The sequence below is a fragment of the Streptomyces sp. NPDC091412 genome (genome assembly GCF_044756885.1).
GTDB lineage: Bacteria > Actinomycetota > Actinomycetes > Streptomycetales > Streptomycetaceae > Streptomyces.
Genome location: NZ_JBIVTV010000021.1, coordinates 85,397 through 106,789 on the forward strand (window position 1 = coordinate 85,397; position 21,393 = coordinate 106,789).

Sequence of the window (21,393 nt, forward strand, 5' to 3'; positions counted from 1 at the left end):
GGTGGGAGTCCACAGCCCTGAGCGTATTGCGGGACCTACCGGACGTAGCGGTGCATGGTCACGGTCGGTGCGAAGTCGGCCGACGCGTCGCTCCCGCTACCCCTGGGCGCACGGGCCGCCTCACGGTCGAGGACTGTTTTCACCCTGCGGGCCAGCTCGTCCGCCTGCTGCGTGACCTGGGAGATCGGCAGACGAGACGTCTTGAGGGCCTCGACCTGGTGGTTGATCGAGTCGAGCTCGCCGCGGCCTTCGCGGCTGAGGCTGAATCCCCGTGGCGTGGCCACGATGAACTGATATGCCCCGGAGAACGTCTCGCACGCCGGGCAGTGTTCGTTGACGCCCCTGCTGATGTTGGAGGCGTTGATGAGACGCGCGTTTCGGCCGGCCGTGGTGACGATCTGGTAGGAGAGGGCGATCGAACGGCAGGGGGCGTCGATGGAGCAGCCTGACGATACCGCCGTAGCCCGGTTGTTCGCCGTCACGGCGACGGACGAGCCGTATTCGTGGATCTTGAAGGACTCGTCGAACTGGTTCCTGTGGGCCCTGTTGGCATGGCTCTGCGCCATGTCGACCGCGATGGCGACGCTCTGGGAGATGCGGGAACCGCCGGGGCTGGCACCCGCCGAGGTGGTACTGGCCGTCACGGCCAGTCCGGCGGTCGCGGCGATGCCGAGGCCGATCGCTGTTTTGGAGGAGGTCCTGGGACGAGGCTTGCGGTGGTTCATCGTTCTCTCCTGCGGATGTGGTGTGCGGGGTCAGGAAGGGCTGGGGCCGGAGGGGGCTGTCGCGGAGGGTGAGGGGGATGCGGTGACGGACTCGGAGGGAGGGGGAGAGGGGGATGCGGAGGTCGTCCGGCTCTCGGAAGGGTGTGGGGACGGCGTGATGGGGGTGCTGCCGGCCGGTGTGCTCGGGGTGGGGCCGGCCTCCGCCGTGGAGGCGGCCGGTGTGCCGGGGTGAGGCGCCGGGGCGGTTGCCGAGGGGGCAGGTGGGGCCGCCGCGGAGTGGGATGGAACGGTTCGGGGCGACGAGGTGCTGTTGCGTCGGGTGACCCGCTTCTCCGGCGTGGTGCCGGCAGGGTGGCCCGCCGGGGAGCCCGTGGGGGTGGGGTGCGGGGCTCGAGTGGTGGGCACACCGGGTTGCAGGACAGGCGTGACCGGGGCTGATTCGGGAAGTGGCTTGGGCGCGAGCCCCTGCACCCAGGCGGTTCCGAGAACGGCGCAGCCGGCGGCGACCGCGGCTGCCAGAACGAGACGCATGGCCGGCTTTCCCTCGGTCGCTCTCATGGCGGCGCGGTACAGGCGGGCCGCCAGCCGGCCTGCGAGATAGGCGCCTCCTGCCATCGGGCAGAGCAGCATGAGCGTGCCGATGACTCCGACCAGCCCGGCAGCCCACTGCCCTGCCGTGAACGCCGAGTACGTGCCGAGACATTGGGCCGAAAGACTGCGCAGTGCGGTGGCCAGGAGGCGTGGAAGGTTCCACAGGGCGTACGCGGCCTCTGCCAGGAGCAGGGGAACCATGGTCAAGACCCACACCGTCACGATGATCCGGGCGGAGCGCTTGAGGTCGGCCGCACCTGCCGCGCCGCGTCTCCGTCCGGGCAGCATGCTCAACAGGATGGGCTTGACCTTGCCGTACAGGTCGGGAACACCGGCCAGGTCGCCGAGGATGTAGTAGCCGTCGAGCCGCACCGCCGGCACCAACTGTTCGAGGACCTCGAAGTGCGTGAGGTAGACCGCGGCAAGGAAGAAGGACTGGCCCGTGAGAAGGTAGCCCGCGGTGAGGGCCAGCATGAAGATGATGTTGAAATACACGCCCCCCAGTCCGGTACGCAGGCGGCCGGTCTTCCCGATCCGGTACACGTCGGTGACGTCCGTGTACATGGATGGCCAGATCAGGAAGATGCCGCATCCGATCTTTCCGGGTACGCCCCCGCTGTACCGGCAGGCCGACGCGTGCCCGAACTCGTGAAAGACGAGGGAGGCGACCGTCAGCGCGAAGAGGATGAGCATCCACAGTGGCTGTTCGAGCACTTGCAGCACGGGCGTGATGGCTCCGTGAACACCGAAAAGCCAGATGTCCATGGCCGCGGTGCCTGCGAGCGTCAACGCCACGACAAGTGGCCGGTGCAGCCAGGAGAGCGCGGCGGCGATGCGGGCCACTTGCGCCTCGTGGAAGATCACTTTGTGGCCGCGGAGGGCGAGGAGCAGGTCCGAGCGAGGGGCCGAGGGCTCCTCCGGCAGGTCTCCGAAGGGGACCGTGATACCGAGGGGAGTGAGCTTTCGCTCCACCAGGTGGACGACGTTCTCCGTGGTGACTTCAGCCCCGTAGCGCCCACTCACCCGATGGGAAATCGCTTCGGCGTCGCGTACGCCGTCGATGGAGCTCACGACGAGGTACAGCAGGCGCGAAAGCTGGATCACCTGACCGTCACCTCGGCGGACAATGTACTTGCGCTCGGTGAAGCCGGATCCCTGGTACTCCCCGAGGGTCTGCAAGCCGTGGCTCAGCCGGGGAACGGGCGCGGCGCTCCACGGCATGAAGGCGCCGGCGGCCTTGGTGTGCATCGAGTGGGTGAATGACTCCGGCATGCCGTTGACGGCCGCTTCCTGTGGGAACCCGTCCCAGGGATGCGGAACCTGAACATCCAGCGTTCTGAAGCCGCTGTGTTCTTCGGACGCCGTCATTCTCTTCTCCAAGGCGCGTCTGATGTTCTGACGAATGGTCACAGCACTGGACAACAGGCGTGCCGTATGCGATACCGGGCGTGGAGCGGGTGCAGGGCCAAGTCCGTCGACCTGGCCCTGCACACCGCCCGCGGGTGTTACTGCTGGATGCTGATGGCCTGCTGCGCCTCGGACTGGGCGACGGCCCACGGCGAGCACTGGTTCAGCGCGGCCGACTCGTTGTGAGCGTCCACGTGCGCGGCCTTCTTAGTGATGCTCGTCATCTTGGTGAAGTTGAACGAGAACTTCCCCAGCGCCTCCCGGCCGGGCAGCAGTTCCGCGGTCTCGGCCTCGAGCTGGTCCATGTTCATGGGGACACCTTTCATTGAAGGGTTGTTGAGGGGTTCTGGCGGCAGAAATCCGGCAGCCGGGTCATGCGGAAACCCTGCTGTGGAGCCGGAGGCGGCAAAACCGCTGGGGAACCAGCAGGCGTACACCGGCCGCGCCGTCCAGAGACTCCGAACGGTTTGTCCGGAGGTCCCGGACAGTAGCGGAAGCGGAAGCGGGAGTGCAAACCTCCTATATGCGACATGCGTTCAAAAGCGCACGGTCGTTCACTTCCGGGTCCCCACTGGGCCGGGGGGCGCCGGCGTCCCGGCGACGGTGTGCCGACCCGTACGCGGGCTCCGAGGGGTGGGTGAACTCCGCAAAAGCCGGGGCGGATCAATGACGGTTGTCGCGCTCTGTGGGTGGCGAACTGACAGGTGGCGGGGATCCTGCCCCGTATTTCCACTCCTGGAAATACGGGTCGTTTAAGAGTGGGAATTCTCCTGCGGAAGTCATTGATTCAGTCCGGCGAACTGGGCGGACGGCTCATCTCGCCACGCCCAATAATTCGTCTGGACGGGTGTTTCGAAAAGACGGGACAGTGCAGCTTCACGCATGCCCGGCAAGGCGGCTGAGCTGCTGATTCTGTAATCCCGGCCGGCTGCCCCCTCGCGTCTGACCGCACATCGGCTTCAGCGATGGGCCCAGCAATTCGATGTAACGTCGCATCCAGCGGCAGGGAAACAACGAATTCCTGCTGTTCGAAAGGAGAGTAAGTGAAGACCATTGCGAGATCGGTGGCGGTCGCGCTTCTGACTGCCGGCGCCGTCGTGGTGCCCGCCTCCGCAGAGGCGATCGCGGCTCCGTTCCATGCCCCAGCCTCCGCGACGTTGGCGGCCCACTCGTTCGACCGAGGCGACCACTACAGCCACTACGGGTACCGCCACGGCTCCGACCTGTGGCGAGACCGTGACTACTGGCGTCATGACAACTACCGGTACCGGTACTGCGACCGCCACTCCAGGTGGGACCGGGACTGCGACCGGGACTGGCACTACCAGTCGAACCGATGGGACTGCCCCCCCTACTGGCGCCGCTAGTCCCGCTCCTGTGAAAGGCCGAGCCGCCCGCCGTCGAACCTTCCGACGGCGGGCGGCTCACCTTTTACTGAAGCGGGGGTGATCCCGGAACTCAGCGGTGGAGGGATTCTCCTATTCGCGCCCGGTACTCAGTCGACGGTCAGCCTGTAGACCGTCAGCGCCATTCCATCGACTGAAACGCAGGAATCCATCTGACTTATTGTCAACCTGGGGACAATCTTGCTGATGGTCTGAAGTTCGGCCGTACTGAGAACGGCGCTGGCGACCTTGATCAGATCGGTCAATGTTGCCTCGGACACTTCCTGACGCGCATCACCGGGGAGCAGAATCACCGTCTCACCAGTGCTGCCGCGGACGACAGCGGTCATGGAAGTTCCTCGTACGACGAGCACCTGCTACCCCTCTCGCCAGCGCACCATTTCCGACCCGCTGATCCTGGCGCGGCAGGAGGGAGGCTATCCGGTTCACCCCAGTGCGACGGCCTCCCAGCCGTCGGCCGCGTCGAGCTCCTCTTGGAGTCTGATCGCGTGGACGATACTCGCGTTGAGTGTCTTGCGAATGATGGGGTCGGAAATTCCCCACGCGTTCATCGCCTCGTTCGGGGACAGTGCCGCTGACGCCGCCTCCCGGCTTGCGGTCCGGGGACCTCGTTGTTCAGGAATGAGGCCGCTGTCCACCAGCATCGCCCGGTGATCGAGGTTGAGGACCGTTGCCCACTTCGCCAGCTGTGAGGGGAGCGGCAGGGTTCTGCCGTCCAGCGTCCGGCTGATGGTGGTCAGGCTCAGTCCGGTCAGGGCCGCCAGTTGCGCTCGGCCGCCCCTGCGCCGGCGGATGTCGTACCCGGCCGCGGTCGCGGCCGCGGAGAGGTAGGCGCCGACACGCCGTGTTTGAGCCTGTCGCCCGGTCCGGGTCCCCTGATGGAGATCTTCCGTAGTCCGCATGTCCGGAGGGTAGCGCGCATGCATGTAGTTTCACGCTAGTTGCATGCGTGCACCTTTGCAGGTCAAGGGCCTAGATCGGCATTACTCCAGGCCAACTCGTCGATCTAGTACTTATGTGCGAATAAAAATAGCCTTGCGTCACATCAGCCTGGCAACTTCCATACGTCCGTGCGTGTGGGTTAGCCGCACGGATGCAAGTCCCTTAGGGGGTCTTCTGACCATGCTCCGCCTCCATATGGCCAAGCTCCTGGTGAAGGCCAAGGAGCTTGGTGACGAAAGTGTTGCCGACGTGGCGCAGCGCACCGGTATCAGCAGGTCGACGCTCCACCGACTCGCGGCCGGGACGAAAGAACCGAGCCTGGCCACGCTCTGGACGCTGCGCGACGCCTACGGGGTCGGGCTCGACACTCTCGTGTACGACGACCCGCTGACCACGCGGCGCACCGCCGCTTCACGCCGGTGGCCGGCGCCCGCTCCAGTCGGACGTCGGCGCGGGTCCGGCTGACGGCCCACGGAGCCCGCGGGGGGCGGTCTCTCCTCGTCACCCAGCCCGACACCGTTCCTCCACTCACGATCGGAAGCAGGCTTTGATTTCTCATGCCCAGGCCGTGTCCGGCGGCCTCACAACGAGGGAACCGGCCCTCATCACCCGCGCCCAGCAAGGCGATCCCGAGGCGTTCGGCGAGCTGTACCGGATGTACCACGACGTCGTCGCCGCGTTCATCGGCCTCCGCGTCAGATCGAACCCGACGCTCGCCGAGGACCTCACCGCCGATGTCTTCATGAAGGCGTGGGCCAAGATCGGCACCTTCCGGTGGACCGGCACGCCGATCCGTGCCTGGCTGTGCACGATCGCCCGCAACGTGGTCGCGGACCACTTCAAGGTCGCCGCGACACGGCGGCTGACCTTCGTGGACCAGATCACCCACGTGTGGGACGCCTGGGTGACCCCGGTGAGCACCGCCGAGGACACGGTCCTGTCCACCCTTGCCGCTGCCGACCTGCACCACGCCCTGTCCGGGATCACGCCACGTCAACAGGCCGTCATCCGGCTCCGGTTCCTCCGCGAACTGTCCGTCAGCGAGACGGCCCGCACCATGGGCACCACCGACGCCGCCGTCAAGACCCTGCAGTGGCGCGCGCTCGACTCCCTCCGCAGGGCCTATGTGGAGGCGGGAGCATGACGACCACTCCCGACAGCCGCGGCGATGTCGAGATCGAGCGCGAACTGACCGAGCAGCTGGCGCAGTTGGCCCGCAGGTTCATCGCCGGCCTCCAGGCGCAGGGACGCCTGGTGGAAACGGGCGGCGCCGAAGCCCTCAAACGGCTTCAGGGCCAGGACGAGGCGCAGCGCGGCCTGCCCGAGACGGACCAGCCGGCCGCCGACGTCACCGAAGCCGTCGCCGGCCCGAAGCCGCCCACCCCGGCACTCCGTGGCGCGATCGCCCCGCCCGGCACCGGCCTTGACGCGCCGCCGGCGTCCGACACCGCGGTGAGTGTGCCGCAGCCGGCCGTCGTGCCGGTCGCCGAGCAGATCCCCGCGATCAGGCCCGCCGCCGCTCGGACCACGAGCACCGAGGAGCAGGGCGCGGCCGACTGGACGCCGGCGCAGGCCCGTACCGCCGCTGTGGCCGCCAAGCTGCGGGCCGAGAACGAAGGCCGGCTCGAGACCACGCACATCACCTGGGACCACGAGCGCGTCGTCATCCACATCCACGCCCTCTCGCTCGACCACTGGGAGTACTGGCTGACCGCCATCGGCGCGGCACTCGACGCTCCCACCCATCGCGCCGGATGGGCCCAGACCGCCGCCGGACGGATCGACGCCGTCGACGTTCACCTCACCGCCTACCAAGTGCCTCACCTCCTCGACGAAGCCGCGGAGGCCGCCGGCGAGCCGTTCTTTCTGGGAGGCCGCGTCTACGACCTCGCCCGCGGCCAGGTCGACCGGCACGGCCAGATGTGGAGCTGCCTCGGCCGGCGCCAGGAGGACGGCATGCCGCTGCTGACCCTCTGCGGCACCAGCGGCCCTCCTTACCCGCTCACCTCGATCGTCACGGCCAACGGCCCTCTCTCCGCCGTTGAGACGCAGACCGCCGCAGCCTCGTCCCCGGACGCCGAAGACATCCCGTGAACACCTACCCCGATCACGGTGAGCCGCGTCCAGGGGACTCGCATGGCCGGGACGGGCCGGGACGGGTCGTTCTCAACTCGTGAAGCCGATCCGCGCGAGGCGCAGGGGGCCGCGCAGCCCGAGGCGCAGATCGTGTACGCCGGCGGCGGTGGCCGGGGCGGTGAGGGTGGTGTAGTCGTACGCGTCCGACGTGGGGGTGTCCAGGACGACGGACGCGATCACCGGGTCGCCGTCCAGGGAGAGTTCGACGGTGCCCTCGCCCGCCACCTCGACGCTCACCCGTGTCACGCCCGCGCCGAAGTCGCAGTGGCGGTAGAGGAGTTCGCCCTGCCTGCCGGGAGCGGGCGTCACCGCGTCGCCCGTCGTCCTCGTCCGGTCGACGATCTCGATGCCCGACTGCTCGTCGAAGCCGGCGGCGTTCAGGCCGTGTTCCAGAACCGGGCGCGGCGTGCCGGGCTCGCCGTCGAGGGTGAGGGTGGTGCGGAGGCGGACGTCCTCGCTGGAGGCGCCGACGAGGAGGTCGTACGGACCTGGCTCCAGACGCCGGCGCCCTTGTGACACGTCCCAGAACTCCATTTGGGAGAGGGGGACTTCGAAAGTCAGGTCCGCCTTTTCGCCGGGCGCGAGCGTGATGCGGCGGTGGGCGGCCAGCTCCCGGCGCGGGCGCGGGACCGACGGGTCCGCGGCGCGGGTGTAGAGCTGGGCGACCTCGTCCGCGGTGACGCCTCCGTGGTTGGTGACCGCGAAGGACACGCGCACCGTGTCCTGCTCGACCCGGACCGCCAGGTCGCCGTATCCGAACGACGTGTACGACAGCCCGTGTCCGAAGGGGAACAGCGGGGTGCCCTCGAAGTACAGGTACGTCTGGCGGCTGCCGATCACGTCGTAGTCGAGCAGGTCCGGCAGGTCGGAGTCGTCCGCGTACCAGGTCTGCGGGAGCCGGCCGGCGGGGGAGGAGTCACCGGCCAGCACCCGGGCCAGGGCGGTGCCCGCCGCCTGGCCGCCGTGGGCGGTCCACAGCACCGCCCGCAGGGGAGCGGGGTCGACCGCGTACGGGTACGCCGAGACCAGCACCAGCGCCGTGTTCCGGTTCGCGGTGCGGGCCGCGCGCAGCAGCCGCTCCTGGTGCTCCGGCAGCCGCAGGGTCGTACGGTCCTGTGTCTCGCGGCCGTTGATGTGCGGGTCGTTGCCCGCCACCACCAGCACCACGTCGGCCGACCGGGCCGCGCGCGCCACCGCCTCCTCCCCGCGCTCGGACACGACCAGTTCGAAGACCTCCGCGGCCTCCGCGCCGTCCGGCCCGTTCTCCTCGGCGATCCTCACGCCGTCGGCGGTGACACGGACGTGGCGACCGGTCCCGATGTGCCGCAGGAGGTGCCCGCCGCCGTGCGGTTCGAGGCGGAACGTCTCCTGCACCACCCAGCCGCCGGGCTGGTCGGCCGAGGCGCGCACACAGCCGTCGTCGGCCACCGAGAGGTAGTGGCCGTCCGGTGCGCGCAGGGTCAGGACGCCCTCGCCCCAGTCCATCAGGGACAGCATGGTGCCGGTGGCGTCGGTGGTGAGCGGCGGCAGGTCGGTGCGGCCGGCCAGCAGGGCCGGGTCCAGCGCCCCCTCCGCGCCGCGCGCCGGACCCTCGGCCTTCCCGGGCGGCACGTGCAGGAAGCGGCCGTCGGCCGTGCGCAGCCGCACCTGGTCCACCCCCTCCGCGAACTCGACGCGCTCGGCGCCGAACCGCTCGTACAGACCCTCCAGCGGTGTGGACCGGCGCAGCAGCGTTCCGCTGTACCAGTCGAGCTTGCACTCGTCGGCGAGCGGGCCGACCACGGCGACGCGGGTGCCGGCGGCCAGGGGCAGCAGCCCGTCGTTGCTCAGCAGCACGACCGCCTGCTCGGCGGCCTCCAGCGCGAGCGCCCGGTGCTCGGGCGTGTCGAACTCCCCGGCGCCGGCGTGCGGATCGTCCCGCGGGTCGAACTCGCCGAGCCGGAAGCGCACCGAGAGCTGCCGGCGCACGGCCGTGTCGACGTCGGCCTCGGTCAGCAGGCCCTGCTCCAGGGCGCCCCGCACCCGCGCCACGGTCTTCGCCGGATCCGTGCCGTGGTCGGTGAGGCTGTCCACGCCGGCCAGCAGCGCGGCCGCGGCGGCCTCCTCGTGCGTGGCGAAGTAGTGCTCGGAGTCGACCAGGTTGGAGGGCGCGCCCGCGTCCGAGCAGACCAGCAGGTCCTCGTCGGTCCAGGTGCGCAGATGCTCGCGCAGATACGGCGAGACGTGGTTGGGGCGGCCGTTGACCAGGTTGTAGGCGGGCATCACACCGGCCACCGCGCCGGCCGTCACCGCCTCCCGGAACGCCCGCAGGTCGTACTCGTGCAGGACGCGCGGGCGCACCGAGGAGGACGTGGTGTCCCGGCGGGTCTCGTTGTTGTGCGCCAGCCAGTGCTTGAGGACCGGTGCCGTGCGCCAGTACGTCGGATGACCGCCGCGCAGGCCGCGCGTGTAGGCGACGGCGATCGCCGACGTCAGCTTCGGATCCTCCGAGTAGCCCTCCTCGTTGCGGCCCCACAGCGGGTGGCGCAGCAGATTCACCACCGGGGCCCAGACGTTGAGGCCGACGCGGTCGTCGCGGGCGCGCATCGCCCGGACCTCGCGGGACACCGCCTCGCCGATCCGGCGCACCAGGTCGTCGTTCCAGGTGGCGCCGAGCCCGACGGCCTGCGGGAAGACCGTCGCCGGGCCCATCCACGCCACGCCGTGCAGCGCCTCCTGACCGGTGCGGAACGCGGCGACGCCCAGCCGCGGAACGGCGGGCGCGAACTGGTGCAGGAAGGAGACCTTCTCGTCGAGGGTCAGCCGCGCCAGCAGATCGTCGACGCGCTTCGCGAACGGCAGCCGCGGATCGCGGAACGGAGGCGTGTGAGGCGTTCGTACGGTCACGTGGGGGTCCCCTAGCGCTGGAACGGCAAGCCTCTTTCGAAGCGCTTCGATGCTCAGGCGACTCGGGGGTGGGTGTCAAGACGGTCCGGGGCAACACGTGCGGTTCCCGGCCCGCACCTCAAGGGGCATATGAGACCAGTCCCGTAGGCCCCGCCTCCGAGCAATCTTGGATCCGACCCTTGTGCGCCCTCAGGTGTTCACTTAACCTCGCAGCAACATCGAAGCGCTTCGACTCAGTTCGACCTCGCCGTACGGTCACTCCTCGTGCGGACACGGCGGACACCCCCAGTACGGACATTCCTCCGAGGACCGCTTCAGCTCAGCCAGTTCCACTCGAGACATCGAGCATCGACAGATCGATACATCGAGACACCGCAGCCGACGGCCCCACCGCCGGGTGTCCTGGTGCGCCACGAAGGGTTGACGCAATGACGCCGAACGCCGCCTCCACCGGCCCCAGCCGGAGAAACTTCCTCGCCTCCACGGCGGTCGCCGCCGTAGCCGTGGCGGGAGGGATGCCGCTGCTCACCGCCTGCGGTGGTGGCGACAGCGGTTCGCGCGGCGGCACCACGTCGGGCAAGGGCGCCAGGAAGCTGCTGCCGGCCTACGTCGCGAACAACGTCGTCCCGCCCGACATCCCCGCCAAGAACGGCTCCGCCGTCGGCTTCACCCGCCCGCTCGACCTCGCCGGCCTCAAGACCTCCGTGCCGAAGAAGCTCGGCAAGGGCGGCAAGGTCAGCGTCATGTCGCCCTTCTGGGGCTCCCCGCCCAAGCAGGACAACGCGTACTACCGGTCGATGAACGACCTCATCGGCGTCGACGTCGTCTGGCAGAACCAGGACGGCAACACCTACGACCAGAAGCTCGGAGCGGTCCTCGCCTCCAGCAGCATCCCGGACGTCGTGGTGGTCCCCGGCTGGAACATGGGCGGCAAGATACCCAGCGCCATCACCAGCAAGTTCGCCGACCTCGGCCCCTACCTGTCCGGGGACAAGGTCAAGGAGTACCCGAACCTCGCGGCGATCCCGTCGGACGCCTGGCAGCGCTCCATCTTCGGCGGCAGGCTCCGCGGCCTGCCGATGCCGGCCTCCTACGTCACGAACATCGTGCCCCTCTACCGCCGGGACCTCTTCGACAAGGAGGGGTACGAAGTCCCCCGCTCGGCGGACGAGTTCCTGGCGCTGGCCAAGGAGATCACCAACGCCCGGGCCAAGCGGTGGGCCTGCGGCGACATGAAGTGGACGGCGTTCAACGCCTTCGGTGTGCTCTCCGGCGGCGAGAAGCCCCTCGGCTGGGACCTCGTCGACGGCAAGCTGGTCAACCGCGTCGAGACCCAGGAGTACCTGGAGGCGCTGGAGTGGACCCGCAAGCTGTTCGCCGCCGGATACGTCCACCCCGACTTCGAGCTGGGCAAGAGCGCCTCCACCGACCCGGGACCCAAGTTCGCCGCCGGCGAGTTCCTGATCTACAACAACGACATCTCGCAGTGGTACGGCCGGGCCGCCGAACAGGCCACCCAGAACCCGGACTTCAAGGTCTCGGGCATGGACGTCTTCGGCCACGACGGCGGCCACCCCACCCTGTGGGCCACCCAGCCCGCCAACATCTTCGCCTTCGTCAGCAAGAAGGCCTCCGAGTCGGTCGTCCGTGACGTGCTGGCCGTCGCCAACGTCACCGCCGCCCCGTACGGCACCAAGGAGTACATGCTCACCAACTACGGCGTCGAGGGCACGCACTACACCCTGAAGGACGGCGTGCCCGTCAAGAACGACAAGGGCAACAACGAGGTCATGAACGCCTACGTCATGGTCGCGAGCCCCGCCCCGACCCTCGCCCACCCCGACCTCCCCGACATCACCAGGGCGCAGGTCGAGTGGCAGCAGCGGATGGGCGCCTTCACCAGGAAGTCCGCCTTCTACGGCATGCAGATCACCGAACCCTCCCGCTGGACCAACCTGTCCAACGACTTCGAACAGCTGGAGGACGACATCGTCCGCGGCCACAAGAAGATCGCCGACATGCAGCAGGCCGTCTCCGACTGGAAGAGCAAGGGCGGCGACAGGCTGCGCGACTGGTACAGGAAGATCCTCGACGAGAACGGTTCGGCGGCAGGCTGACCCGGGCGCTGAGGCAAGGAGACCGGCCGTGTCCCACAGCACGGTGCCCCGGAGCAGGACCGAGGCCGACCCGACGGCGAGGACAGCGGGGGCGTCCGGCGGCGCCACCGGAACCCGGGACGATCCGCACCCGGGGAGGCTGAGCCTGCGCGTCAGGTTCAGACGCGACCGCGTGGTGCTCCTGATGACACTCCCGGCCGTCGTCCTCGTCCTGCTGTTCAACTACCTACCGATCCTCGGCAACGTCGTCGCCTTCCAGGACTACGACCCCTACATCAGCGACAACGGCGTCGTCTCCATCCTGCACAGCCCCTGGGTGGGCCTGGAGAACTTCCAGGCGATCTTCGCGGACTCGGCCTTCTGGAACGCGGTGCAGAACACCCTGGTGCTGTTCTTCCTCCAGCTCGTGCTGTACTTCCCCATCCCGATCCTGCTCGCGCTGCTCATCAACAGCGTGGTCAGACCCCGGGTGCGGGCGGTCGCGCAGGCCGTGCTGTACCTGCCGCACTTCTTCTCCTGGGTGCTGGTCGTCGCCGTCTTCCAGCAACTGCTCGGCGGCGCCGGACTGCTCTCCCAGCTGCTGCGGCAGCACGGCTACGACGGCCTCGACATCATGACCGACCCCAGCACCTTCAAGTTCCTCATCACCGCGCAGAGCGTGTGGAAGGACGCCGGCTGGGGGATCATCGTCTTCCTCGCCGCGCTCGCCTCGGTGAGCCCGGACCTGTACGAGGCCGCCGCGATGGACGGCGCCGGACGGTGGCGCCGCATCTGGCACGTCACGCTGCCCGCGCTGCGCCCGGTGATCGCGCTGCTGCTCGTGCTGCGCGTCGGCGACGCCCTCACCGTCGGCTTCGAGCAGATCCTGCTGCAACGCGACGCCGTCGGCCCCGGCGCCGCGGAGGTCCTGGACACCTTCGTGTGGTGGAACGGCGTGCGCAACCAGGACTTCGGCTACGCGGCCGCCGCCGGCCTGATCAAGGGCGTGGTCAGCCTCGGACTGGTCCTCGCCGCGAACAAGGTGGCCCATCTCATGGGCGAGCAGGGGGTGTACCGGAAGTGACCGCCGTGATCGGCAAGCCCGTACGCGAACGCCGCCGGTGGGCCGCCCCGGCCCGGCCGGTGTGGGAGGAGAAGCCCACCGGGGCCGGTCTCGCGGGCAAGGGACTGGTCCTGACCCTGGCCTGCCTGGCGATCCTCTTCCCGCTGTGGATCGTCGTCGTCACCAGCCTCTCCTCGCGCAGGACCATCGACGAGGCCGGAGGTCTCGTCATGGTGCCCAAGGGCGTCACCTTCGTCGCCTACCGGGAACTGCTCGGCGGCGGCCAGGTCACCCGCGCCGCGGTCGTCAGCATCCTGGTCACCCTGGTCGGCACGCTGTTCTCGATGACCGTGTCCGTGCTGTGCGCCTACGGCCTGTCCCGCACCGGTTCGCTGGGCCACCGCTGGATCCTGATGACGCTGCTGGCGACGATGTTCTTCAGCGCCGGTCTCATCCCGACCTACCTGCTGGTGCAGACCCTCGGTCTGACCGACACCTACCTCGCGCTGATCCTGCCCAGCGCGGTGAGCGTGTTCAACATCCTCGTGCTGCGCGGCTTCTTCATGAACATCTCGCCGGAACTCGTCGACAGCGCCCGCATCGACGGCGCCGGCGACCTGCGCATCCTGTGGCAGATCGTGATGCCGCTGTCCCGCGCGGTGCTCGCCGTGATCACGCTGTTCTACGCGGTCGGCTACTGGAGCGCGTGGTTCAACGCGTCCCTGTACCTCAACGACCAGAGCATGCTGCCGCTCCAGAACGTCATGATCCAGCTCGTCCAGAAGCAGCAGGCCCCGGTGGGCCTCGCCCAGTCCATCAAGACCGGTCAACTGTCCGGACTGGCCGTGCAGATGGCGGTCATGGTGATGGCACTGCTGCCGGTGGCCGTGCTGTCGCCGTTCGTCCAGAAGCACTTCAGGAAGGGGATGCTCACGGGGGCCGTCAAGGGATAGGCGGCTTCTGCGCGGGGCCCTTCTTCCAAGGTGAGGACACTGTCATGCAGATGACCAACGGCCGGATTCTCTTCGGCGGCGACTACAACCCCGAGCAGTGGCCCGAGGAGACCTGGCACGAGGACGTCCGGCTGATGAAGGACGCCGGGGTCAACTCCGTCACCCTCGGCGTGTTCTCCTGGTCGAAGCTCGAACCGCACCCCGGCGCACGGGAGTTCGGCTGGCTCGACACGGTGATGGACCTCATGGAGGCGAACGGCGTCGGAGTCGTCCTCGCCACCCCCACCTCCTCGCCCCCGCCCTGGATGGGCCGCCTGCACCCCGACACCCTGCCCCGTGACGAGGACGGCCGCACCGAGTGGTGGGGCGGCCGGCAGCACTTCTCGCACTCCAGCGCCACCTACCGCCGCTACGCCGCCGCCATCACCGAGGACCTGGCCGCCCGCTACGCCGGCCACCCCGCCCTCACGATGTGGCACATCAACAACGAGTACTGCACCCACGACCACGGCGACGAGGCCGCCGCCGCCTTCCGCCGCTGGCTGCGCACGAAGTACGGCACCCTCGACGCCCTGAACACCGCCTGGGGAACGGCGTTCTGGAGCCAGGGCTACGACAGCTGGGACGGCATCCTGCCCCTGCGCCGCGCCCACTACCTGAAGAACCCCGCCCAGGTCCTGGACTTCCGCCGCTTCACCTCCGACATGCTCTTGGAGTGCTACCGCGCCGAACGCGACATCGTCCGCCGGCACACCCCGCACCTTCCGGTCACCACCAACTTCATGCCGCTGTGGTCCGGTCAGGACGGCTGGCGCTGGGCCGCCGAGGAGGACGTCGTCTCCGTCGACCTCTACCCCGACCCGCGCGACCCCCTCGGCGCCCAGTACGGCGCGCTCGTCCAGGACCTCACCCGCTCCCAGGCCCGCGGCCCCTGGATGCTCATGGAACAGGCGGCCGGTCCGGTCAACTGGCGTGCCGTCAACCATCCCAAGCCGCCCGGGCTCAACCGCCTGTGGTCCCTTCAGGCGGTGGCCCACGGAGCCGACGCCGTCTGCTACTTCCAGTGGCGTCAGTCCCGGCAGGGCGCGGAGAAGTTCCACTCCGCGATGGTCGGCCACGCCGGCGAGCAGGGCCGTACGTTCCAGGAGGTCAAGCGGATCGGCGCCGAACTGCGGCGGATCGGCGCCGAGGTGTCCGGCACCCACGGCACCCACGACATCGCGATCCTCCACGACTGGCACTCCTGGTGGGCCTGCGACCAGGACGGCCGCCCGTCCGCGCACGTCGCGTACCCCGAGGTCCTGCGCGCCTGGCACCGCGCCCTGTGGGAAGCCCGCCTCGCCACCGACTTCGCCCACCCCGAGCACGACCTCACCGCCCACCGGCTCGTCGTCGTCCCCCAGCTCTACCTGCTCACCGACGCCGCGATCGACAACCTCCTGGCGTACGTCGCCGGCGGCGGCACCCTCGTGTGCGGTTTCCTCACCGGGGTGGCCGACGAGGACGACCGCATTCGCCCCGGCGGCATGGATCCGCGGCTGCGCGAACTGTTCGGCATCCGCACGCTGCACGAGTGGTGGCCGCTGGACGCGGGGGAGAGCGTCGCGTGCGCGGGCGGACTGCGCGGGACGCTGTGGTCGGAGGAGATCGAGGCCGACGGCACCGCCGACGAGACGGTCCCGTACCAGGGCGGCGAGCTCGACGGGCTGCCCGCCGTGCTGCGCCGGGGCCGCGCCTGGTACGTCTCCACCCTCCCGGAGCCCGAGGCGCTGCGCGCCCTGCTCATCCGTGTCGCCGCCGGTGCGGGCGTCCGCCCGGTGCTGGACGGACTGCCCGCCGGGGTCGAGGCCGTCCGGCGCGGGGAGCTGCTGTTCCTGCTCAACCACGGGCGTGAGCCGGTGACCGTCGACGTGCCGGGCACCCACCACGACCTGCTCACCGGGGCGGCCGTGACCGGTCGCACGACGCTCGGACGGTACGGAGCGGCGGTGCTGAAACCGTGACCGGCGGACTTCACCACGGAACCTGGGAACCTCTCCCGGCCGCCCGCTGGGAGGACGCCTTCCTCAGCGGCAACGGCCACCACGGCGCCCTGGTGTTCGGCGATCCGGACGACGACCGCGTGATCGTCACCCATCACACCCTCGTCCGCCCCAACGGCGGCGAGCACGCCAGACCCCCACTCCTCGCCGATGAACTGCCTGCTCTCCAGGACCGGTTGCTCGCCGGTGATCGCACCGCCGCCGAGTCCTTCACCGACGGCCGGCCGTTGCAGTGGGTGCAGCCCTTCCACCCGGCCTTCCGGATCCGGCTGAGCCGCCCGCCCCGCGCCCCGCAGGTCCCCCGAGTTCACGACTCCGCTCGAACCGGGGGGACCCCCATCCGCCGCTCGGTCGACTTCACCAGCGGCGAGGTGACGGCGGTGTGCGGGGACCGGATCAGCCGCGTCTTCGTCTCCCGCGCCGACGACGTGATCGTCCAGCACGTCACCGCGCCCGGTCCCACGCTCGACGTTCGCCTGGACCACCGGCTTCCCGGCGTACCGCCCGGCCTCGGCGTCGGCCACGGGGCGCGGCTCACCGCCGAGGGCGCCGTGCTGAGCCTGCACGCCCGCTACCCCGGCAGCGACCGCGCCTACACCGGCGTGCTGCTGATCGCCGTCACCGGTGGCGCCACGGTGCTCGCCCCGTCCGGAGCGCGCGTCACCGGCGCGGACTCGGTGCTGCTGCTCACCCGGGTGCGCCGGCACACCGGTGCACCGGCCGTGACCGGGGAAGCGGCGGCCCTGCTCGACCTGCTGACCGGGCGGACGTACGACGACCTCCTCGACCGCCATCTGCCCGCGCACCGCACCGCCTACCACCGAGTCACCCTCGACCTGCGCGGCGAACCCGCCGAACGTGCCCTGCCTGGTTCGGAGTTGCTCAAGCGGCCGGGGAGCGCGGCCCTGGCGGAGCGGCTGTTCGCGGCGGGCCGCTACCATCTGCTCTCCGCCAGCGGCCTGCTCCCGCCCCGGCTCACCGGACTGTGGACCGGCGACTGGGACACGGCCTGGTCCGGCGCGTTCACCACGGACGCCAACCTCAACCTCCAGACCGCCTCCGCCGCCGCGGCCGGCCTCCCCGAGGTCGGCGAGGCCCTGGCCCGGCTCGTCGAGGCACAACTCCCCGAGTGGCGGGACAACGCCCGCGCGATCTTCGGCACCCGAGGGGCCGTCGCGCCCGCGCACACCGACGGCGAGTCCGGCCACGCGTACCACTTCAGCCGTGAGTACCCGCTGCACCTGTGGACCGCCGGCGCCGACTGGCTGCTCAAGCCGCTCGTCGACCTCGACGAGACACGCGGCGCCCAGGACCCGCGCACCGCCGCCGCGCTCGCCGAAGCCGCCCGGTTCTACGAGGACTTCCTCACCCGCACCGACGAACACGGCCACCTCGTGGTCGTCCCCTCCTACTCGCCCGAGAACCGCCCCGCCAACGCCAGCTGGGGCACGCTCAACGCGGCCATGGACCTCTCCGCCGCCCGGCACACCCTGCGGACGGCCGCCGCCTACCACCCCGGCACCCCCGACGCCGACCGATGGGAGGCCCTCGCCGACCGCCTCCCACCGCACCGGATCAACGCCGACGGCGCCCTCGCCGAATGGGCGTGGCCCGGCCTGGCGGACGCCTACGACCACCGCCACCTCAGCCACCTCTACGCCGTCTGGCCGCTGGACGAGATCGACCCCCACGACACCCCGGACCTGGCCGCCGCCGCCCACCGCGCCCTCGCACTGCGCGGCACGGAGAACGACTCGGCCCACGGCCACCTCCACCACGCCCTGATCGCGGCCCGCCTCGGCGACGGCGACCGCGTCGCCCGCGCCCTCCGGTACGTGCTGGAGGGCGACTACTTCCACGCCTCCCTGATGAGCGCCCACTACCCGGACCGGAACGTCTACAACGCCGACGCCGCCCACACCCTGCCCGCCGTACTGATCGAGGCGCTGGTGCGGTCCACCCCGGACCGGCTCGTTCTGCTGCCCGCGCTCCCGCCGGCGTACCCGGAGGGCGCACTGCGCGGGATCCGCACCCGGTTCGGGGCCGAAGTCGACCTGGCCTGGAGCCCAGACGCGGCCACGGCGCTGCTGCGCCCCACCCGCACCCTCCGCATCGACCTGAGGACTCCCTCCGGCGCACGACCGCTCGACCTGGTCGCCGGAGAGGCCCGCGCCCTCGACCTGAGGACGTGGTGACCCCCCGCAACTCCCCCCACCCATGGAAGGGACACCACCATGGCAACACGCACCCGGAGCAGGCTCTCCACGGCGCTGCTCGCGCCCGCCCTCGCCCTCGGCGCCACCGTCGGCCTCGCCTCCGCCCCCGCCCAGGCCGCCGTCTGGAACTCCTGCGACCAGTGGGGCAACACCACACTGAACGGCTACACGCTGTACAACAACATCTGGGGCTCCGGCACCGGCAGCCAGTGCATCTGGGCCAACTCCGGCACCAACTGGGGCGTGTGGGCGAACCACCCCAACACGGGCGGCATCAAGTCCTACCCGAACGCCAAGAAGGTGGTCAACAAGTCGGTCACCTCCCTCGCCTCGCTCACCAGCAGCTACAACGTCACCGTCCCGTCCTCCGGCGCGTACAACACCTCGTACGACATCTGGGACACCGGCTACAAGTACGAGGTCATGCTCTGGGTCAACAAGACCGGGGCCGTCGGCCCGCTCGGCAGTTCCCAGGGCAGCGTCACCCTCGGCGGCTCGACCTGGACCGTCTACAAGGGCAACAACGGCTCGAACGAAGTGTTCTCGTTCATCCGCAGCTCCAACTCCAGTTCCGGCACGGTGAACATCCTGCCCATCCTGAAGTGGATCAAGGACACCAAGGGCTGGTTCGGCAACGTGACCATCGGGGACGTGCAGTTCGGCTACGAGATCACGTCGTCGTCCGGCGGACTGGACTTCACCACCAACAGCCTCACGGTCAGCAGCAGCTGACCCGGGGGCCCATGAGTGTGCGGCCGGTCCCGCATAGGGGAGGGACCGGCCGCACGTCCGCGTCCGGGCCGCGCTACCCGGCGACCGGCAGCTCGGCCCCGTCCCGCAGGAACAGCGGGATCCGGTCCAGGGGAGCGTCGACCGTCACGGCCGTACCGCCCGCGTACTCCCGGCCGGTCCACGCGTCGGTCCACCGCGCGCCCGCCGGGAGGTACGCGGTGCGGGCCGTGGCCCCGGCCGTCAGCACCGGGGCGACCAGCAGATCCCGGCCGAGGAGGTAGGAGTCGTCCGCCGTCCACGCCGTCTGGTCCGCGGGGAACTCCAGGAACAGCGGCCGCATCACCGGCAGCCCCTCCTCGTGGGCCTCCCGCATGACCTCCAGCACATACGGCTTCAGGCGCTCGCGCAGCCGCAGGTACTTCTCCAGGACGGGGTACGCCCGCTCGCCGTACGACCAGACCTCGTTGGGGCCGCCGGTCATCTCCGGGCCGAGCGGCATGCCCGGGTCACGGAAGCCGTGCAGCCGCATCAGCGGGGACAGCGCGCCGAACTGGAACCAGCGCACCAGCAGCTCCTGGTAGGCGGGGTCGTCCGGGTCGCCGCCGTGGAAGCCGCCGATGTCGGTGTTCCACCAGGGGATCCCGGACAGCGCGGTGTTCAGGCCGGCCGCGATCTGGCGGCGCAGGGTCGCGAAGTCGGTGCCGATGTCACCGGACCACAGGGCGGCGCCGTGCCGCTGACTGCCCGCCCACGCCGAGCGGTTGAGGGTGATCACCTCGTCCACGCCGGCGGCGCGAAGGCCCTCCTCGAAGGCGCGGGAGTTCTCCGCCGGGTAGAGGTTGCCGACCTCCAGGCCGGGGCCCGCCCAGTAGCGCAGGTTCTCGGCGAAACCCGGCTTCAGCTCCGGCTCGCAGGCGTCCAGCCAGAACGCCGTGATGCCGTACGGGTCCAGGTAGTTCTCCTTGATCCTGGACCACACGAACGCGCGCGCCTCGGGGTTGGTGGCGTCGTAGAAGGCCACCTGGACGGTCGAGGCGACCTGCTTGTCCGGCCAGTCGGCGTGCGCCATCGGACCGTACTGCGTGCCGATGAAGTAGCCGCGTTGCTCCATCACCGGGTGGTTCTCGCTCAGCGGGGACACCGACGGCCAGACGGACACCACCAGCTTGATGCCGAGGTCCGCCAGCTCGCGCACCATCGCCGCCGGGTCCGGCCACTCCTCGGGGTCGAACTTCCACTCGCCCAGGTGGGTCCAGTGGAAGAAGTCGCAGACGATCGCGTCGATGGGCAGGTTCCGCCGTTTGTACTCCCGGGCCACTTCGAGGAGTTCGTCCTGGGTGCGGTAGCGCAGCTTGCACTGCCAGAAGCCGGCCGCCCACTCGGGCAGCATGGGCGTACGGCCGGTCACCGCGCTGTAGCGGCGCTGGGCATCGGCCGGGGACCCCGCGGTGATCCAGTAGTCGATCTGGCGGGCGGAGTCCGCCACCCAGCGGGTGCCGTTCCCGGCCAGCTCCACGCGGCCGATGGCCGGGTTGTTCCACAGCAGGGTGTAGCCGCGGCTGGAGGTGAGCACGGGGATGGCCACCTCGGCGTTGCGCTGGACCAGGTCGACGACCAGGCCCTTCTGGTCCAGCCGGCCGTGCTGGTGCTGGCCGAGGCCGTACAGCCTCTCGTCGTCGTAGGCGCAGAAGCGCTGCTCCAGGCGGTGGTGGCCGTTGCCGACGGCGGTGTAGAGGCGGGGGCCGGGCCACCAGAAGTGGGCGCGCTCCTCCGCCAGCAGTTCCGTGAGGTCGTCCGTGCGCAGGAAGCGGATCAGGCCCGCGGCGTCGACGTCGACCGTGAGCGTGCCGACGGTCAGGCGCCCCCGGCCGTCCTCGATCTTGACGGTGCTCTCGGTGGCCGGCGCGTGGGCGAGGAGCGCGCCGGGCAGGTCGTCCAGGAGCGGGCCCCCGAGCCGGGCGCGCACCCGGACCGCGTCCGGCCCCCACGGCTCGATGCGTACGGTCTCCTGGCGGCCGCTCCACTCCAGCACGCCGTCCCGGTCGCGGAACATGCCGACCGTGGGGGAGGACTGGGCGAGGCTGACCGGGCCGTGCGGGGGCTGGGTCTCGGCATGCTGGTTCACGAGTGCTCCTTGAAGGAGTGCGGACGGGGAGTCCTGCGAGAAGGCGTGAGAAGGCATGGCGCCGCCCCGAGCG

17 protein-coding genes are annotated in these 21,393 nt (G+C 70.1%); 10 read left to right on the forward strand and 7 right to left on the reverse strand.

Annotation, left to right across the window (positions count from 1 at the left end; all coding sequences use genetic code 11):
• Positions 1–35: 35 nt before the first annotated feature.
• From ACIQMV_RS33300 to ACIQMV_RS33310, 3 genes are read right to left on the reverse strand one after another with little or no spacing between them, the layout of a single operon-like run.
• Positions 36–725, reverse strand: coding sequence for a hypothetical protein (locus tag ACIQMV_RS33300; RefSeq protein WP_141357842.1), 690 nt, complete (start codon positions 723–725; stop codon positions 36–38).
• A gap of 30 nt (positions 726–755) precedes the next feature.
• A complete protein-coding gene (locus tag ACIQMV_RS33305; RefSeq protein WP_402596940.1) occupies positions 756–2,807 on the reverse strand; it encodes a hypothetical protein in 2,052 nt (683 codons plus the stop codon).
• Positions 2,808–2,821: 14 nt separating this feature from the next.
• Positions 2,822–3,034: a hypothetical protein gene (locus tag ACIQMV_RS33310; protein WP_172632824.1), complete on the reverse strand. Its 213-nt coding sequence runs from the start codon at positions 3,032–3,034 to the stop codon at positions 2,822–2,824.
• 732 nt (positions 3,035–3,766) lie between these two features.
• Between ACIQMV_RS33310 and ACIQMV_RS33315 the strand changes: the two genes are divergently transcribed.
• Positions 3,767–4,090: a hypothetical protein gene (locus ACIQMV_RS33315; RefSeq protein WP_402596941.1), complete on the forward strand. Its 324-nt coding sequence runs from the start codon at positions 3,767–3,769 to the stop codon at positions 4,088–4,090.
• A gap of 128 nt (positions 4,091–4,218) precedes the next feature.
• Here the strand turns inward: ACIQMV_RS33315 and ACIQMV_RS33320 are convergent, their stop codons facing one another.
• Both ACIQMV_RS33320 and ACIQMV_RS33325 read right to left on the reverse strand, forming a co-directional pair.
• Positions 4,219–4,458 carry a hypothetical protein gene (locus ACIQMV_RS33320; protein WP_402596942.1) on the reverse strand — a complete coding sequence of 80 codons (240 nt, stop codon included), beginning with the start codon at positions 4,456–4,458 and terminating at the stop codon, positions 4,219–4,221.
• 96 nt (positions 4,459–4,554) lie between these two features.
• Complete coding sequence (locus ACIQMV_RS33325) at positions 4,555–5,055, reverse strand: helix-turn-helix transcriptional regulator (protein WP_253266049.1); 501 nt, start codon at positions 5,053–5,055, stop codon at positions 4,555–4,557.
• Between the two features lie 211 nt (positions 5,056–5,266).
• On the opposite strand from ACIQMV_RS33325, the gene ACIQMV_RS33330 reads away from it, so the two are divergent.
• The 3 genes from ACIQMV_RS33330 to ACIQMV_RS33340 all read left to right on the forward strand — a co-directional run bounded on the left by ACIQMV_RS33330 (position 5,267) and on the right by ACIQMV_RS33340 (position 7,165).
• Positions 5,267–5,536, forward strand: a complete 270-nt coding sequence (locus ACIQMV_RS33330; protein WP_172632823.1) for a helix-turn-helix transcriptional regulator — start codon at positions 5,267–5,269, stop codon at positions 5,534–5,536.
• A 103-nt stretch (positions 5,537–5,639) separates the two neighbouring features.
• Positions 5,640–6,215, forward strand: a complete 576-nt coding sequence (locus ACIQMV_RS33335) for a sigma-70 family RNA polymerase sigma factor (protein WP_401773749.1) — start codon at positions 5,640–5,642, stop codon at positions 6,213–6,215.
• Positions 6,212–7,165, forward strand: a complete 954-nt coding sequence (locus tag ACIQMV_RS33340; protein WP_402596943.1) for a BN159_2729 family protein — start codon at positions 6,212–6,214, stop codon at positions 7,163–7,165. Before ACIQMV_RS33335 ends, ACIQMV_RS33340 begins: the two co-directional genes overlap by 4 nt.
• A gap of 72 nt (positions 7,166–7,237) precedes the next feature.
• On the opposite strand, the gene ACIQMV_RS33345 is transcribed toward ACIQMV_RS33340, so the two are convergent.
• Positions 7,238–10,093: a glycoside hydrolase family 3 C-terminal domain-containing protein gene (locus ACIQMV_RS33345; protein WP_402596944.1), complete on the reverse strand. Its 2,856-nt coding sequence runs from the start codon at positions 10,091–10,093 to the stop codon at positions 7,238–7,240.
• Positions 10,094–10,521: 428 nt separating this feature from the next.
• Here ACIQMV_RS33345 and ACIQMV_RS33350 point away from each other — a divergent pair, with 428 nt between their 5' ends.
• The 6 genes from ACIQMV_RS33350 to ACIQMV_RS33375 are packed head-to-tail and all read left to right on the forward strand — an operon-like array spanning position 10,522 to position 19,195.
• Entirely contained in the window at positions 10,522–12,210 is a 1,689-nt protein-coding gene (locus ACIQMV_RS33350) for an extracellular solute-binding protein (protein ID WP_402596945.1), read from the forward strand.
• A gap of 28 nt (positions 12,211–12,238) precedes the next feature.
• On the forward strand, positions 12,239–13,273 hold the full coding sequence (locus tag ACIQMV_RS33355) for an ABC transporter permease (protein WP_402596946.1): 1,035 nt from the start codon (positions 12,239–12,241) through the stop codon (positions 13,271–13,273).
• Complete coding sequence (locus tag ACIQMV_RS33360; protein ID WP_402596947.1) at positions 13,270–14,205, forward strand: carbohydrate ABC transporter permease; 936 nt, start codon at positions 13,270–13,272, stop codon at positions 14,203–14,205. The genes ACIQMV_RS33355 and ACIQMV_RS33360 overlap by 4 nt, the downstream gene beginning before the upstream one ends.
• 44 nt (positions 14,206–14,249) lie before the next feature.
• A complete protein-coding gene (locus ACIQMV_RS33365) occupies positions 14,250–16,208 on the forward strand; it encodes a beta-galactosidase (RefSeq protein ID WP_402596948.1) in 1,959 nt (652 codons plus the stop codon).
• Positions 16,205–18,442 carry a glycosyl hydrolase family 95 catalytic domain-containing protein gene (locus tag ACIQMV_RS33370; RefSeq protein WP_402596949.1) on the forward strand — a complete coding sequence of 746 codons (2,238 nt, stop codon included), beginning with the start codon at positions 16,205–16,207 and terminating at the stop codon, positions 18,440–18,442. The genes ACIQMV_RS33365 and ACIQMV_RS33370 overlap by 4 nt, the downstream gene beginning before the upstream one ends.
• Before the next feature lie 39 nt (positions 18,443–18,481).
• The gene (locus ACIQMV_RS33375) at positions 18,482–19,195 is read left to right on the forward strand and encodes a hypothetical protein (protein ID WP_402596950.1); all 714 of its coding nucleotides are present in this window, start codon (positions 18,482–18,484) and stop codon (positions 19,193–19,195) included.
• 73 nt (positions 19,196–19,268) lie between these two features.
• Here ACIQMV_RS33375 and ACIQMV_RS33380 read toward each other — a convergent pair whose 3' ends face one another.
• Entirely contained in the window at positions 19,269–21,320 is a 2,052-nt protein-coding gene (locus ACIQMV_RS33380) for a TIM-barrel domain-containing protein (RefSeq protein ID WP_402596951.1), read from the reverse strand.
• Positions 21,321–21,393 lie beyond the last annotated feature (73 nt).